General features: G+C 41.2%; 17 protein-coding genes and 2 pseudogenes (1 of these 19 only partly in view). 6 read left to right on the top strand and 13 right to left on the bottom strand.

Features of this window, described 5'->3' with window-relative positions; translation table 11 throughout:
* A pseudogene (aroE, locus tag L0Z67_RS00300) lies at nt 1-575 on the bottom strand (shikimate dehydrogenase) (it extends 249 nt beyond the left edge of the window).
* Between the two features lie 41 nt (nt 576-616).
* On the opposite strand from aroE, the gene L0Z67_RS00295 reads away from it, so the two are divergent.
* Together L0Z67_RS00295 and L0Z67_RS00290 are read left to right on the top strand one after the other, a co-directional pair.
* Entirely contained in the window at nt 617-1048 is a 432-nt protein-coding gene (locus tag L0Z67_RS00295) for a group II truncated hemoglobin (RefSeq protein ID WP_062568430.1), read from the top strand.
* Between the two features lie 76 nt (nt 1049-1124).
* Nucleotides 1125-2717 carry a methyl-accepting chemotaxis protein gene (locus tag L0Z67_RS00290; protein WP_405128338.1) on the top strand — a complete coding sequence of 531 codons (1593 nt, stop codon included), beginning with the start codon at nt 1125-1127 and terminating at the stop codon, nt 2715-2717.
* A 57-nt stretch (nt 2718-2774) separates the two neighbouring features.
* Here the strand turns inward: L0Z67_RS00290 and hemF are convergent, their stop codons facing one another.
* The 6 genes and pseudogenes from hemF to L0Z67_RS00260 form a co-directional block, all read right to left on the bottom strand.
* Nucleotides 2775-3725, bottom strand: a complete 951-nt coding sequence (gene hemF, locus L0Z67_RS00285; RefSeq protein ID WP_062568432.1) for an oxygen-dependent coproporphyrinogen oxidase — start codon at nt 3723-3725, stop codon at nt 2775-2777.
* Between the two features lie 2 nt (nt 3726-3727).
* The gene (locus L0Z67_RS00280; RefSeq protein WP_237114657.1) at nt 3728-4294 is read right to left on the bottom strand and encodes an L-threonylcarbamoyladenylate synthase; all 567 of its coding nucleotides are present in this window, start codon (nt 4292-4294) and stop codon (nt 3728-3730) included.
* Nucleotides 4295-4328: 34 nt separating this feature from the next.
* Nucleotides 4329-4898, bottom strand: a complete 570-nt coding sequence (locus L0Z67_RS00275; protein ID WP_405128337.1) for a type I DNA topoisomerase — start codon at nt 4896-4898, stop codon at nt 4329-4331.
* 71 nt (nt 4899-4969) lie between these two features.
* Nucleotides 4970-5443, bottom strand: a complete 474-nt coding sequence (locus L0Z67_RS00270) for a DUF494 family protein (protein WP_062568435.1) — start codon at nt 5441-5443, stop codon at nt 4970-4972.
* Nucleotides 5436-6534, bottom strand: a pseudogene (gene dprA / locus L0Z67_RS00265) (DNA-processing protein DprA). The gene L0Z67_RS00270 and the pseudogene dprA overlap by 8 nt, the downstream one beginning before the upstream one ends.
* Nucleotides 6535-6564: 30 nt before the next feature.
* On the bottom strand, nt 6565-7683 hold the full coding sequence (locus L0Z67_RS00260) for a LysM peptidoglycan-binding domain-containing protein (protein ID WP_062568437.1): 1119 nt from the start codon (nt 7681-7683) through the stop codon (nt 6565-6567).
* A 118-nt stretch (nt 7684-7801) separates the two neighbouring features.
* Here L0Z67_RS00260 and def point away from each other — a divergent pair, with 118 nt between their 5' ends.
* From def to trkA, 4 genes are read left to right on the top strand one after another with little or no spacing between them, the layout of a single operon-like run.
* Entirely contained in the window at nt 7802-8311 is a 510-nt protein-coding gene (gene def / locus L0Z67_RS00255; RefSeq protein WP_062568438.1) for a peptide deformylase, read from the top strand.
* 20 nt (nt 8312-8331) lie between these two features.
* Nucleotides 8332-9285 carry a methionyl-tRNA formyltransferase gene (gene fmt, locus L0Z67_RS00250; protein ID WP_237128320.1) on the top strand — a complete coding sequence of 318 codons (954 nt, stop codon included), beginning with the start codon at nt 8332-8334 and terminating at the stop codon, nt 9283-9285.
* Nucleotides 9278-10564, top strand: coding sequence for a 16S rRNA (cytosine(967)-C(5))-methyltransferase RsmB (gene rsmB, locus L0Z67_RS00245; protein ID WP_237128321.1), 1287 nt, complete (start codon nt 9278-9280; stop codon nt 10562-10564). The genes fmt and rsmB overlap by 8 nt, the downstream gene beginning before the upstream one ends.
* A gap of 12 nt (nt 10565-10576) precedes the next feature.
* Nucleotides 10577-11953 carry a Trk system potassium transporter TrkA gene (trkA, locus tag L0Z67_RS00240; protein WP_054563775.1) on the top strand — a complete coding sequence of 459 codons (1377 nt, stop codon included), beginning with the start codon at nt 10577-10579 and terminating at the stop codon, nt 11951-11953.
* 72 nt (nt 11954-12025) lie between these two features.
* On the opposite strand, the gene L0Z67_RS00235 is transcribed toward trkA, so the two are convergent.
* The 6 genes from L0Z67_RS00235 to L0Z67_RS00210 form a co-directional block, all read right to left on the bottom strand.
* A complete protein-coding gene (locus L0Z67_RS00235) occupies nt 12026-12244 on the bottom strand; it encodes an EF-hand domain-containing protein (protein WP_062568441.1) in 219 nt (72 codons plus the stop codon).
* A gap of 81 nt (nt 12245-12325) precedes the next feature.
* Nucleotides 12326-12541, bottom strand: a complete 216-nt coding sequence (locus tag L0Z67_RS00230; RefSeq protein WP_062568442.1) for an EF-hand domain-containing protein — start codon at nt 12539-12541, stop codon at nt 12326-12328.
* A 148-nt stretch (nt 12542-12689) separates the two neighbouring features.
* Nucleotides 12690-12902 (bottom strand): EF-hand domain-containing protein, encoded by a 213-nt coding sequence (locus L0Z67_RS00225; protein ID WP_062568443.1) that lies wholly within the window; start codon nt 12900-12902, stop codon nt 12690-12692.
* 67 nt (nt 12903-12969) lie between these two features.
* Nucleotides 12970-13182 carry a calmodulin gene (locus tag L0Z67_RS00220; protein ID WP_062568444.1) on the bottom strand — a complete coding sequence of 71 codons (213 nt, stop codon included), beginning with the start codon at nt 13180-13182 and terminating at the stop codon, nt 12970-12972.
* Nucleotides 13183-13249: 67 nt separating this feature from the next.
* Complete coding sequence (locus tag L0Z67_RS00215; RefSeq protein WP_371352369.1) at nt 13250-13462, bottom strand: calmodulin; 213 nt, start codon at nt 13460-13462, stop codon at nt 13250-13252.
* Nucleotides 13463-13941: 479 nt separating this feature from the next.
* The gene (locus tag L0Z67_RS00210; protein ID WP_062568446.1) at nt 13942-14595 is read right to left on the bottom strand and encodes a flagellar brake protein; all 654 of its coding nucleotides are present in this window, start codon (nt 14593-14595) and stop codon (nt 13942-13944) included.
* Nucleotides 14596-14608: the final 13 nt, after the last annotated feature.

Here is a 14608-nt window from a genome sequence, read left to right as displayed (position 1 = left end):
ACTGCTTGAGGTAGAGTTAATAACCACGTCATAGTTGTTTGCTGGGATATCAGTTAAAGCAAAGCCTTGCACATCTATTTCACCATTAAAATGACTCGCTAGTGCCTTTGCTTTTTCAGCGGTACGGTTGGCTATTGTTAAGCTTCCGATTTGCTCATTCAATAATGGCTGAATGACACCTCGCGCCGCCCCCCCGCTCCAATAAGGAGTACTCGCTGCCCTTTTAAGGTGACATTGTTGGCTACAAGATCTTTAACAAGCCCTACACCATCGGTGTTATCACCGAGTAAGCGGCCATCTTCGAGTTGTTTAATAGTGTTTACTGCTCCAGCTATTTTCGCTTGCTCTGTTAGTTCATCGACCATAGCAAACGCCTGCTCTTTAAATGGCAAGGTGACATTAGCGCCTTTACCACCCGTAGCGAAAAACCCAGCGACAGTTTTCTCAAATGCATCTGTTGGTGCTAAAATGGCGTTGTATTGTATTTGCTCGTTTAATGATGCAGCAAATTGTGCGTGTATTGCGGGTGATTTCGAATGTTTGATTGGATTTCCAAAAACCGCGTATTTGTCCATAGTGAAGCAACCTCTTCGCCCTGTAGAGCTTTATTAATATTATGATTAAACGACTTTTTTCTAAATCGAAACCAACGCCTGAAACACCTACTCCAGAAAAAACACCTTACGAAATTATCGGCGGTGAAGCAGGCGCTCGCGCAATTGCAAATCGATTTTACGACATAATGGCCACAGATGAATACGCCAAACCATTATATGATATGCATCCTCAGCCTTTAGATAGAATTCGCCAAGTATTCTTTGAATTTTTATCGGGCTGGCTAGGCGGCCCTGACCTTTTCGTTGAAAAATATGGTCACCCAATGCTAAGAAAGCGTCACATGCCTTTCCCTATTGATCAAGACCTACGCGATCAATGGATGCATTGCATGAATAAAACGCTCGATATCGAAATTGATAACCCACTACTTCGCGAAGGGTTAAGACAATCTTTATCGCAACTCGCCAGTCATATGATCAATCAACATTAAGCTTGAGTTATATCAATGTATGCTTTTTCTAAATAAAGATAATACTCTTTCCTTAGTTTAGAAAAAGCGTCGTTGAATGAAGTCTATCCAATTTAAAATTTATGCCTTGTTGGCACTGACAGGTGTCTTGGTATTATTTGCCAGCATATTTAGCAGCGCCCAGCAACAACACGAATTAGCGCAAGATACTGTTGAAAGCAACATAAAATTACTTGCCGATAATTACTTTGATTCTATTAACACCATGATGCTCACAGGCACCATGGCAAACCGTGAAATTCTTAGCAACAAGCTTAGAAGCCATCCAAATATCAAAGATGCACATATTATTCGCAGCCCCATTGTTAATAAAATTTATGGACCAGGCAATGCCAATCAAGTTGCCACAACCGATACCGAACAAGCGGCACTGGCAGGTACAGAAGCATTATATATAGATAACAACAGTACGATGACCTATCTTAAACCTATGTTTGCTAGCAGTGACTATAAAGGCACCAACTGTTTAGGATGCCATCAAGCGCAAGAAGGCGATGTGCTTGGGGTCGTTAAAATCAGTTATTCATTAGCCGATATTGAACATGAAGTATCACAAAATACGTTAATGAACACTTTACTGTTAGCAACTATATTCATAACTGCGTTCTCCTTATTAGCAGTCATGTTTAGAAAAGTATTTATTAAACGCTTGAAGATGATTAGCCATACGATGCACTTGGCAACCACAAACAAAGATTTGAGCCTTAAAGTTAATGATGATAATAACGATGAACTTAGCTCACTCGCCACCAGCTTTAATCACATGATTGGTGCGTTTAAAGATAATATTGCCCAAGTATCACACTCATCAAAAGTGTTAATCCATTCAGCGGAGAGTATATACACTTCAGCAGATGCCACTGAGCAAGCCATAATACAACAAAAGCAAGGTACTGACTCCGTTGCAGCCGCAATAAATGAACTTGAAAGTTCATCAAGTGAAGTTAAAAATACAACGCATTTTGCATCTGAAAAATCAGAACACAGTAATCAACTTGCACAGCAAAGCTTGCAAGTTGCAGAGCATACCGAACATAGCATTAACCAACTTGCGACAGATGTCCGTGCAGCCGCAGATCAAGTCTCTGAACTTCAGGCGCAAACTTTAGAAGTCGGTAAAGTATTAGAAGTGATCAGTAGTATTGCCGAGCAAACTAACTTACTTGCACTCAATGCTGCTATTGAAGCTGCGCGAGCAGGCGAAGCCGGTCGTGGTTTTGCAGTAGTAGCAGATGAAGTTAGAACGCTTGCGAATAGAACCCATGACTCCACGGATGAAATTCGCCGAACAATAGATAAGCTACAGAGCGAAGCGGCACAAACAGTTAGCACTATGAATAATTCATGTGAAGAAGCTGATGAACGTGCTGTACAAGTTAAGCAAGTTGCTAAAGCCTTGCGTGATATTTCTTTGCAAATGAGTGAAATAAATCAACTCAATGTACAAATAGCCGATGCCACCGAGCAACAAAATCTTGCCGCAGAAGAAATAAATAGGAGTGTGGTCGCTATCAGTGATAACGCAGAGCATTCGTTGGTTGATGCTCATGAAAATCAAAAAGTCAGTGAAGAGCTCTTATCATTAGCACGCTCCTTAGATGAGCAAGTTAGATGCTTTAAATTTAACTAGATAAAATACTTGAACGTGCAGGTTGTCACCTTTATATAAAGTGACAACCTAAGCACTTTAAAGTTGCCATTCACGCGCAACTAACTCAGATTCCTCTGTATTTAGCCATTCTTGCGGTCTTAAGTAATATTGATAAAGCTTTGCTTCAGGGCTATTTTCAACAGGGGTATAACTATACTCCCAACGAGCGAGTGGCGGCATAGACATTAAAATCGATTCTGTCCGTCCACCAGTTTGTAGACCAAATAAAGTACCACGATCCCACACTAGGTTAAATTCAACGTAGCGGCCACGGCGGTAAAGCTGAAAATCTCGTTGCTGCTCTGTAATTGGCGTATTTTTACGACGCTCAATTATAGGTAAGTAAGCATCTAAAAAGCCATTTCCAACAGCTTGCATAAAAGCAAAACTCTGCGCAAAACCGAGCTCGTTTAAATCATCAAAGAATAAACCACCTACCCCACGTGTTTCGCTGCGGTGCTTTAAATAAAAATACTCATCACACCATGTTTTATACTTATCATACACATCTTCACCAAATGGCTGACATAAGTCACTTGCTACTTGATGCCAATGCTGTACATCTTCGAACACCGGATAAAAAGGTGTTAAATCAAAACCACCTCCGAACCACCAAATTGGCTCCTCGCCTTCTTTTTCAGCAATAAAGAAACGCACGTTAGCGTGGCTAGTTGGAATGTGTGGGTTATTAGGATGGATCACCAATGATACACCGCAAGCATGAAAACTACGACCAGCGAGCTCTGGACGATGCGCGGTTGCAGAGGCTGGCATTGAAGCGCCAAACACATGCGAGTAATTTACCCCGCCCTGCTCAATGATATTGCCACCTTGAATAACGCGAGTACGACCACCACCGCCTTCAGCTCGTTGCCAATTATCTTCAACAAACTTTGCTTTGCCGTCAGTATTCTCAAGGCCCGCACAAATTGTGTCTTGTAAAGCCATTAAATAGGTTTTTACTTGTTCGAGTAGCTCGCTTTGCATGGTTATCCTCTGAAAACTTTTCCGGTCATTGCGTCTTTAATTACACTGGGGTTCACGTTCCCACCAAGCGGCTCATCAACATAAAAATCGACGCTATCAGCAAATTCGCTTTTTGCTTGCGTGATACTCATTACTGTTGGTTGGCCAGTTAAATTTGCACTTGTTGAAACCAGTGGTTTGCCGAATTGCTGGCACAGTTTTTTTACCGTTGGATGGTTCGTTACACGCACAGCAATAGTATCAAACTGACCCGTTAACCATTTTGGTGTCTGCTTTGCGGCTGGCATTACCCATGTAATCGCCCCTGGCCACTGCGAGAAGATATCTGCCCGTTTATCCATTGGGATTTTAGCATCATCAACATACTTTAATAACTGACCATAGTTATCAGCAATTAAAATTAAGCCTTTTTCAATTGGCCGCTGCTTAATTGCTAAAAGCTTTTCTACAGCTGCTTGGTTATCAGGATCACAACCAAGACCAAATACAGCTTCAGTTGGATAAACAATCACACCGCCTTGGTTTAAGGCTTCAATAGGATTAGCTGGTTGAGCAACAGGATCGGACAAGAATATCTCCTAACTATAATAGGGAACGAATATGTTAAGACTCTGCAAGCTTATGCATACAGGCTTTTTGTGGGCATTGTAACACAACGCCCGATGCAGTTTTCTTCTCTGTCATTATAGGCCAATCACAAGCGGGACACGTCTTAGACACAGGTTTGTTATTAAGGGTATATTTGCAACGAGGATAACAGTCGCATGAGTAGAATGTTTTACCAAATTTATTGCTACGGGAAACCAACTTGCCTTTTTTGCATTTTGGGCAGCTAGGAAGCACCTCTGTATCACTAGGCTCTTCATCATGCGCAATATAATGGCAATCAGGATACCCTGTGCAACCAATAAACATGCCATAGCGGCCATTTTTAATCACCAATGGCTTGCTACACTCAGGACAAGCACTGTCTTCGAGTACTTTAATTTGCTGACTATCATGATGAGCCAAAGGACGGATAAAATCACACTTAGGGTAGCTTGCACAGCCTAAAAAAGGCCCTGACTTTGAATTTCGCATGACCAATTCAGAACCACATTTAGGGCAAACCTCATATTCTTTCTCTAATGCGTGTTTATCTGCAGAAAAAAGAGAATGATCGATTTTACTCATAAGGTTCCTGTTAGGCTGGCTAATTTTCGCCTAATATACCCAAACTCAACAAAGATACAAGCAAAGTCGAACTAATGAAGCACATCAGCGGGCTCATCAAAGATCAAATCTTCCATTTGTGCATATGCTTGCTCAGATCCTGGCACATTAAACAGCACCATTAACACCACCCATTTTAAGTCCTCAAGTAAAATAAACGGTTTATCAAGCGCGCATAATCTATCTATTACCATTTCACGCGTAATGCTATTTATGACGCCTATTTGCTCAATAAACATTAAAAAGCCGCGACACTCCGTGCACAGCATTTGGCATTCACTGTCGGTATAAATACGCATAGCATGTTGCGGCTGCGCGTTTAGGTACGGATACACGTCACTTTGCTGCAAGTCAGCCAATTGCTCAAGCCAGTCAAGTGCTTTATAAATTTCAGGTTTATTAAACCCTGCTCGAACCAACTCATCAGTAAGCTCGTTTTCTTCAGTAAAAATTTCAGCTTCACTATGGATATAGTTTTCAAAAAGATACATGAGGATGTCAAACATATTTATGTCCTCCAAGTCTTATATAGCCATCTAGCACTCGCTCTACTTTATCTGCGAGCTCTAGGTCAAGTAACCGAGCTTGTACTTCATCAACAGGTAACTGAGTGCGTTGAGTAATAACATCGACACTTGTTACCTCAAATCCTATACTTTGAAACACGGGGCAGTCGTGTTCTTCGATGATAGGCTCTTCTGTTATATATAGACTGTTTTCACAAAAAAAGCTCACTTCATCAAGAATATCACTTATATTTTCGACTAATTTAGCACCTTGCTTTATCAAAAAATGGCTAGCTTCTGAAAACGGGTTTTTAATTGAGCCGGGCACTGCAAAAACATCCTTATTTTGCTCAAGTGCATAACGTACCGTGACTAAAGAGCCACTTTTTATTTGTGCTTCGACAATTAAAACACCAAGTGAAAGACCTGATATTATTCTATTTCTACGGGGGAAGTTCGCTGCATTAGCAGCCGTACCAGGCAAGAACTCCGATATAAGCAATCCGCGTTCTGCTACCTGCTTTGTCAATAGTTTATGACGCTTAGGGTAAGCAATATCTAACCCTGTACCAAGCACAGCAATGGTTTTTCCAGAACCAGCCAGAAGCCCCTTTGTGTGCCGCACCATCAATGCCAAGTGCCATACCAGAAGTAACTGTGATGCCAGCACAACTTAATTGATGCGCAAACTCAGCTGCGATCTCGAGCCCTGTAGGAGTTGCATGTCGGCTGCCAACAATCGCAACTTGTGGTGAAGTTAAAAGCTCAATATTCCCCATACAAAATAGTAATAAAGGTGCACTGGCAATTTCCTTTAACTGTGCGGGATAGTGATCATCAAAGTAACAAATGGTGGTTATTTGGTAAGCATGAATAAGTTTTTCGTAGTAAGCGACTTTTTGCCAATCGGTATTAGCGAGATTATCAGCTTGGTTTTTTGTTAAACCTAAATTCTGCAGCTGTGTACTTGTAAACGAAAAAAGCTCACTTAAGATGTGGTTTTGGGCCAATGCTATAAGGCTTTTAATTCCCAGCCCTTTACATAAATAAAAGGCAAGCCAATGAGATAGCTTGCCTGAAATCTGTTCCATGCTCCCTCCTTAGAGCATCCTGAGTGTGGGTTAGTTTATGACAGCATAGTCACCAACTCGAATAGGATGCTGATTTTTCACAATCAATGCATAGCTCACGTTATCGTATACCTTAAACACCATGAGTTCGCCTACTTTCTCTTTAGGCATGTGCCATACCTTGCTATCTTTGTCTGCTTCCACACCAAAATACTCATTAGTATCCGTGATTAGCTTCTCAAGACTCGTTGAGTCTTCACGATAACGAGGGCCACTTCGACCATCAAATACCTCTGGAGATTGACGTTCAATATCAAGTACAAAACCAGGCTTGACCTGTTCTGCACCTAAATTTAAAACAACAATATCCATGGTGCTAAATTCTCGCAGCTCATTTGCTGACGCGATAATTGTACCGTTAAGCTCACCTTCTGGACGTTTCATATTGAAATAGGCTGGTAACATTTGTCCGTCCATTGCAGGCATTAAGAAATCATTCGGTTTAATTTCTTGTTTTACCATCTCAATCTTAACGGACGCTGGTACACCATGTTCAACATCACCACTTCTAAAGGCACGTACAATTGCAACTAATTCAGCTTTATTGGCTAACACTTCATTTGTATTAGGGTCTACTAACTCATTTCCTTTACGATAAACGCCATATGCTTCATTTAAATTTAAATTACCTTTCACATAAAGAATATGACCCATGGTATTCATTTTTGTATTCACACTGGCACCTAAAATATATGGCTTATCTGCCATAACCTGATGACCGATTGCTTGCTCGTAGGTCAAATATGGGCGCAGCAGTTCAAGGGGTAATGTGGGTACAGCCTGTTTACCTTTAGGTGTAATACGCCCTTCTGGAGAGAGTTTTTTATACCGGCTATTTTTAACTAAACGCGGTTTTCCATCTTGATCATAAATTAAAGTAAGCGCATCACCTGGGTATATCAAATGAGGATTGGCTATTTGAGGATTCATTTGCCATAACTCTGGCCATTGCCATGGATGATTAAGATATATGCCTGATATATCCCAAAGCGTGTCCCCTTTTTTTACAACATATTGTTTTGGAGCATCTTTTTTTATTGTTAACACATCAGCTGCTGCTGAAAATGCACAGCTAATGGCTAATAAAGCCGCAACTAACGGATATTTCATTTGGCTTCCTAGTGTTGTTTTTAGATTATTATCAACCAAAACCTGTTAAAGGTGAACACGAATGGCTAAAATAAAAGCATACAATACCCTAAATGAATCACAAGTGTAAAAGGTAACTATGGCTAGGTTAGATGTTTTAAGATTTCCGGATGAGCGTTTACGTACAATCGCGAAAGAAGTACCAGAAGTAAACGATGATGTTCGTCAAATCGTCAAAGACATGCTTGAAACTATGTATGACGAGAACGGTATCGGCTTAGCAGCAACGCAAGTAGATATCCACCAGCGAATTGTGGTGATCGATGTCTCAGAAGAGCGCGACCAACCGCTAGTACTAATCAACCCAGAAATCACCAAGAAAGATGGCTCAACGGTGAGTGAAGAAGGTTGTTTATCTGTGCCTTATTCTTATGCGAAAGTTGACCGTGCAGAAACAGTGACTGTTAAAGCACTGAATGAAAATGGTGAGGAATTCAGCCTAGACGCTGACGAGCTCTTAGCGATTTGTATTCAGCATGAGCTTGATCACCTAAAAGGCACTCTATTTATTGATTATTTATCGCCTCTAAAGCGCCAACGTATCCGTAAGAAGCTTGAGAAAGAAGCGAAGCTGGCAGCTAAATCATAAATCAATCAATAGGAATACCTGTGACACAACCATTACGTATTATTTTTGCTGGTACGCCGGATTTTGCTGCGCGCCACTTACAAGCCTTAATAGACTCCGAGCATGATATTGTTGGTGTTTATAGCCAACCAGATCGCCCTGCAGGCCGTGGCAAAAAGCTTAAAGCCAGTGAAGTAAAAGAACTCGCACTTGCTCACGATTTACCCGTATTTCAACCGCAGTCATTAAAATCTGATGAAGCACTTGCAGAGCTTACCAGCCTGAACGCAGATATTATGATTGTGGTGGCATACGGCTTACTGCTTCCAAAAGCGATTTTAGATGCACCGCGCTTAGGCTGCTTAAACGTGCATGGCTCTATTTTACCGCGCTGGCGTGGTGCTGCACCGATTCAACGCGCGATTTGGGCTGGCGACAGTGAAACTGGTGTAACAATAATGCAAATGGACGAGGGCTTAGATACCGGCGATATGCTGCACATCAGCCGCTGCCCTATTGATAACACAGAAACCAGTAGTTCTTTATACGATAAACTGGCTGCACTTGGACCTGATGCTCTGATCAGTACCATAAATCGTCTCGCTGCAGGTGAAATCACCCCAGAAAAGCAAGATGACGCACTAGCAAATTACGCCAAGAAGCTATCAAAAGACGAAGCTAATATTGATTGGTCAATGGATGCTGTGCAAATTGAGCGTAATATCCGTGCCTTTAACCCATGGCCTGTTTGCTTTACTGAAATGGCAGGACAAACGGTAAAAATTTGGCAAGCAGACGTTGTATCGCAAACTGCACAAGCAGGTAAAATCATTGCTGCTGATAAGCAAGGTATTACCGTTGGCTGCGGGCAAGATGCACTTAAAATCACCCTTCTTCAACCACAAGGTAAAAAACCAATGGCTGTTAGTGACTTTTTAAATGGTCGCAGTGATTGGGTAGAGCCTGGTTCAGTATTAGGTCAAAGCAATGAGTAATGTAAGAGCACTGGCTGCTGAAACTCTCTACAACGTGGTCGATAAAGGTGCGTCGCTTAATCAAGAGCTACCTTTTGCAAGTCAAGGTTTATCACCGAAAGATAAAGCCCTACTGCAACAAATTTGCTATGGTGTGCTGCGCTATTTACCTAGTTTAGAGAATTATTGCCAGCAACTTTTAGATCAACCGCTAAAAGGCAAGCGCCGTATTTTCCAGTTTTTGTTGTATGTGGGTATTTACCAACTCCAACATATGCGTGTACCGCCTCATGCGGCAATCAGCGAAACAGTTAATGCGCTTCAACAAATGCGTGCACTGGGTTTAAAAGGCCTGATTAACGCTATTTTACGTAGTTTCCAACGTGAACAAGCTGAGCTTGAAGAAAAAGCGCAGCAAATTCCGGTTTGCAAATTTAACCACCCTGGTTGGTTTATCAAACAAGTTACTGCAGCTTACCCTGATAGCTGGCAAGAAATCCTAGAAGCGAATCAGCTACAAGCTCCTATGTGGTTACGGGTCAACCAAGCGCAATACAGCACTCAAGAATACAGCGAGATGCTTAAAGCGAATGATATTGAGCATACCCTTAATGCTGACTTTCCTGATGGTATTAAACTAGCTAAACCGTGTGATGTATACGCATTACCAGAATTTGATACCGGTGCCTGTTCTGTACAAGATGCCGCTGCACAATTAGCTGCACGCTTTTTAGAGCCACAAAATGATGATGTCATTTTAGATGCGTGTGCTGCACCTGGTGGTAAAACGTGCCATATTCTAGAGCTTGCCGATGCCGATGTATTAGCACTTGATAGCGACAGCGAACGCCTAGAACGGGTTAAACAAAACTTAGTGCGTATTGGTTTAGCTGCCGATCTACAATGTGCCGATGCTTCACAACCGCATATCTGGTGGGATGAGCAGCAATTCGACCGTATCTTGCTTGATGTGCCTTGTTCCGCTACCGGCGTTATTCGTCGTCACCCTGATATTAAATGGTTACGTCGTGCATCTGATATTGAAGATCTGGCTAATTTACAAGGCGATATCCTAAATAGCATCTGGCCTCTACTTAAGCCAGGTGGTACGTTAGTTTATGCGACCTGCTCTGTATTACCGCAAGAGAACCAACAACAAGTTGCTAAGTTCCTTGCCAATAATCAAAGTGCTGAACACATACCTCTGCATGAAAACGACACCCCGACTTTACCTGGCCTACAATTACTGCCTGGTGAAAGTGACGGTTTCTATTATGCAAAGCTAGTTAAAAAACACTAATAAGAACACGCTATGAAAATAATCATACTCGGTGCCGGACAAGTTGGTGGCACATTGGCAGAAAACCTCGTTGGTGAGCAAAATGAGATCACCGTTGTCGATATCGACGGTAACCGTTTGCGAGAGCTACAAGATAAGTACGACTTACAAGGTGTTACTGGCCACAGTGCGCATCCCGATGTATTGCGTCGCGCAGGTGCAGAAGACGCCGATATGATTATTGCCGTAACCAGTTCTGATGAAGTGAACATGGTTGCTTGCCAAGTTGCTTATAGTATTTTTAACACGCCAACCAAAATTGCCCGTATTCGCTCAGAGCAATACTTAAAGTACCGTGAAAAGTTATTCCATAACGATGACTTACCTGTTGACCACTACATTGCTCCAGAAGCACTAGTAACTAAGTATATTCGTCGCTTAATCGACTACCCGGGTGCTTTACAGGTATTACAATTTGCCGATGGCATGTTATCGCTGGTTGCAGTGAAGGCCTATTACGGTGGTTTGCTGGTGGGTTATGCGCTTTCAGCCTTGAAAGAACACATTCCGAATGTCGAAACCCGCGTCGCGGCTATTTACCGTCAAGGTAAAGCGATTAAACCGCTTGGCACAACCGTTATCGAAGCGGATGATGAAGTGTTCTTTATCGCTGCAACAAAGCATATTCGAGCAGTCATGAATGAACTTCAAAAACTCGAACGTTCATACAAAAAAATCATGATTGCCGGTGGTGGTAATATCGGTGCGGGTCTTGCGCGTTCACTTGAGAAAAACCACAGCGTTAAGCTGCTTGAGCGCAATAAAGAGCGCGCAGCCCAGCTTTCTGAGATGCTTGATAACACGGTTGTGTTTTGTGGCGATGCCTCAGATCAAGAGCTGTTATCTGAAGAACATATTGAGCAAGTGGATGTATTCATCGCGGTGACTAACGACGATGAAGCAAACATTATGTCTGCGATGCTGGCAAAACGTATGGGCGCACAAAAAACCATGGTGCTTATTCAACGTGGTGCTTATGTTGACTTAGTACAGGGCGGTGAAATTGATATTGCTATTTCACCTCAGCAAGCCACTATCTCGGCGCTGCTAACACACGTTCGCCGTGGTGACATCGTTAATGTTTATTCGTTACGTAAGGGCGCAGCAGAAGCTATTGAGGCTGTCGCTCACGGTGATGAGCATACTTCTAAAGTGGTTGGCCGAGCAATTGCTGATATCAAACTACCCGCAGGCACAACCATTGGTGCAATTGTGCGTAATGATGATGTACTGATTGCTCATGATGATACAGTGATTCAATCGGGAGATCATGTGATTATGTTCTTAATCGACAAGAAACACATTACGGTTGTTGAAAAGCTATTCCAAGTGAGCGCTATATTCCTTTAGTGTTCGACATAAAAAAAGCAGCAAATCTTAATGATTTAGCTGCTTTACGACTCTTGAAGTGAAAAAACTTAACTATTGAATCTGTGCAAATTCTTCTTTAGAAAGCTCACCATTGCCATCTGTATCTAGCTCTGGGAATAGTTTCTCTAGTTGCACATTTGCTGATGCTTCTTCTTTACTGATAACACCATCACTGTTAGTGTCAAACGTTGAGAAGCTTACACCTTGTGCAAATGCCGCTGATGAAGTTGCTAGTGCTAAAATTGCAAGTGTTGTATTGATCTGTTTCATAATAATTACCTTCATTTTTTAAGAGTGAAATCCGTTTCTGAGATCCCTGTTCAATGGAAACTGGTTAATTGCGAGTTTGTTTTACTCTGCTTCTGAAAATTCGGCTTCAGTGAGTACGCCATCGCCGTCTACATCAAGGGTTTTAAATTGCGCCATGATGTTAGCATCGACAGATGCTTCGCTTTGACTGATAACACCATCTCCGTCTACATCTAATGTATCGAAATCTGTGCCTGCAAATGCTGCTGACGAAGAGGCTAATGCGATAAGTGCTAGTGCTTTGTTAACTGTTTTCATAATCATAATCCTTCAATATCTACTCAAAAAAGTGTTAGCTGATCACACTCTCCTTGCTATCCTTTATCATGGATTCCCTTATCCATTTAGGTTGTCTTTGGCAACTCAGAACTAATCAGCTAAATTAATGGGTTTACTAAATACATCATTAAGCTTTAGAGAACTCTTCTTTTGATAACTCACCGTTACCGTCTGTATCAAGTTCTGTGAAAATACTCATTAACTCTGCATCAACTGATGCTTCGCTTTGGCTGATGGCACCGTTTCCATCCACATCTAATGTGTCAAAATCGCTCATTGCAAATGCTGCAGATGAAGATACAAGTGCGACTAGTGCTAATGTTTTATTTACTGTGTTCATAATGTTATTCCTTCAAAGTGTGTTGTCTTGTGTAGAAAATCCTTTTCAGAGCTTCCCTACTGTAAAATTATGCTTTTGCGAATTCTTCTTCAGAAAGTTCGCCGTTACCGTCTGTGTCTAATTCTTTAAACTGACTCATTAAAGTTGCATCAACTGACGCTTCACTTTGGCTAATTACACCATCGTCGTTAACATCAAGTGTTTCGAAATCTGTCGCTGCAAATGCTGCTGAAGAAGATACAAGTGCGACTAGTGCTAATGTTTTATTTACTGTGTTCATAATGTTATTCCTTCAAAGTGTGTTGTCTTGTGTAGAAAATCCTTTTCAGAGCTTCCCTACTGTAAAATTATGCTTTTGCGAATTCTTCTTCAGAAAGTTCGCCGTTACCGTCTGTGTCTAATTCTTTAAACTGACTCATTAAAGTTGCATCAACTGACGCTTCACTTTGGCTAATTACACCATCGTCGTTAACATCAAGTGTTTCGAAATCTGTCGCTGCAAATGCTGCTGAAGAAGATACTAGAGCTAAAAGTGCAAATGTTTTGTTTACTGTTTTCATAATCACTATTCCTTCAATGTTGTCTTAACTGTGTTAGAGGTGTGAAACTTCTAATCACTTTTCTCTGTGTTCGCTAAGACTATTTCAACTTCGATGCCAAAGTTTAAAATCACTTAATTTTCATTGAGTTAAAGCGAATTTGGTGATTTTACGTGGGAAATGAGCTAATTTTCTGTTGCTTTTTAGCAACACACAAAAAGCTTAAAAAATCATTTCTTTATTAATCAATAAGTTAAAAAACATAAAACAGAGACATTGAGTGAAATTAGCTACCTAAACACTAAAAATGTTCGAACGTGAGTCTAAACCTTGTATGAACGGTGAAAATAATTAAAATAAATAAAAATATTTTTTAATTTTAACCAGCTGATTTAGTTGAACTTTTAACAATTAACGGAAAATTTTTTAGTTTATTTTCAATGAAAGTATAAAAAACAACCGCCTTGTTGCAAAACGGCGGATCGGGAAGGTGAATGGCTTCAATCAAGTACTGAAAAGTCTATCAGGTGCTCTTTCATGAATGACTTCATTTGTTCTTCACCTGTATTTAACTGAAGTCCTAGTTGGTAGCTAGACGCATTTTTACGAACACTGCACACCTTTCCAGCAAATTCATGCTTATTGAGTACAAGGTTACAGCTCTGTTCTTTTAAAAAGCTGAGATCGACATCACTTTTAATATCAAACTGTACGCCTGTAAGGGAGATATCCTTAATGAGTCCTTGGTATTTCTGCTCATCGGTGTTTAAACAAGCACTGAAGAGTGTTGGAATACGGGTTTCACTGCGAAGACTGAATAACTGAACGTGTTTCGGAAAGTCTAAAAATATTAAACGATACGGGTGTGAAGCGACGGCCTTAATTTGTTGGCGAAATGCAATCACCTGCCCACCGCCGCTTTCGAGCACTGCGCGCACAATGACCATCACACCTTCTTTGATTAACTCGCCACTATTAATTAATCGCCTTGCTGAGGGGTAATTAAGAATAATATGTTGTTCGTTGAGTAAACCTATAAACTCCGTTTTAACTCGCTTACTATCTATCGGAGTGATTATCTCAACATCAACAATACTACCCGCAGGTATATAAGCGAGCTTATCTAAATTACGCTGTAGCTGTGTCTTTGCCATTCATTAAGTCCTT

It is taken from the genome of Pseudoalteromonas sp. PB2-1 (assembly GCF_045040605.1).
In the GTDB taxonomy this organism is placed as follows: Bacteria; Pseudomonadota; Gammaproteobacteria; order Enterobacterales; family Alteromonadaceae; genus Pseudoalteromonas; species Pseudoalteromonas arabiensis.
Note: the sequence above shows the minus strand (reverse complement) of the source record. Positions and strands in the feature narration are given on the sequence as shown.

Bases quoted from the DNA above. Each gene is read 5' to 3' on its own strand.
- L0Z67_RS00210 (WP_062568446.1), bottom strand. From the start codon at position 14,595: ATGGCAAAGACACAGCTACAGCGTAATTTAGATAAGCTCGCTTATATA.
- L0Z67_RS00225 (WP_062568443.1), bottom strand. From the start codon at position 12,902: ATGAACACAGTAAATAAAACATTAGCACTAGTCGCACTTGTATCTTCA.
- L0Z67_RS00275 (WP_405128337.1), bottom strand. From the start codon at position 4,898: ATGAGTAAAATCGATCATTCTCTTTTTTCTGCAGATAAACACGCATTA.
- def (WP_062568438.1), top strand. From the start codon at position 7,802: ATGGCTAGGTTAGATGTTTTAAGATTTCCGGATGAGCGTTTACGTACA.
- L0Z67_RS00215 (WP_371352369.1), bottom strand. From the start codon at position 13,462: ATGAAAACAGTAAACAAAACATTTGCACTTTTAGCTCTAGTATCTTCT.
- L0Z67_RS00270 (WP_062568435.1), bottom strand. From the start codon at position 5,443: ATGTTTGACATCCTCATGTATCTTTTTGAAAACTATATCCATAGTGAA.
- L0Z67_RS00290 (WP_405128338.1), top strand. From the start codon at position 1,125: ATGAAGTCTATCCAATTTAAAATTTATGCCTTGTTGGCACTGACAGGT.
- L0Z67_RS00230 (WP_062568442.1), bottom strand. From the start codon at position 12,541: ATGAAAACAGTTAACAAAGCACTAGCACTTATCGCATTAGCCTCTTCG.
- L0Z67_RS00235 (WP_062568441.1), bottom strand. From the start codon at position 12,244: ATGAAACAGATCAATACAACACTTGCAATTTTAGCACTAGCAACTTCA.
- L0Z67_RS00295 (WP_062568430.1), top strand. From the start codon at position 617: ATGATTAAACGACTTTTTTCTAAATCGAAACCAACGCCTGAAACACCT.
- hemF (WP_062568432.1), bottom strand. From the start codon at position 3,725: ATGCAAAGCGAGCTACTCGAACAAGTAAAAACCTATTTAATGGCTTTA.
- rsmB (WP_237128321.1), top strand. From the start codon at position 9,278: ATGAGTAATGTAAGAGCACTGGCTGCTGAAACTCTCTACAACGTGGTC.
- trkA (WP_054563775.1), top strand. From the start codon at position 10,577: ATGAAAATAATCATACTCGGTGCCGGACAAGTTGGTGGCACATTGGCA.
- L0Z67_RS00220 (WP_062568444.1), bottom strand. From the start codon at position 13,182: ATGAACACAGTAAATAAAACATTAGCACTAGTCGCACTTGTATCTTCT.
- L0Z67_RS00260 (WP_062568437.1), bottom strand. From the start codon at position 7,683: ATGAAATATCCGTTAGTTGCGGCTTTATTAGCCATTAGCTGTGCATTT.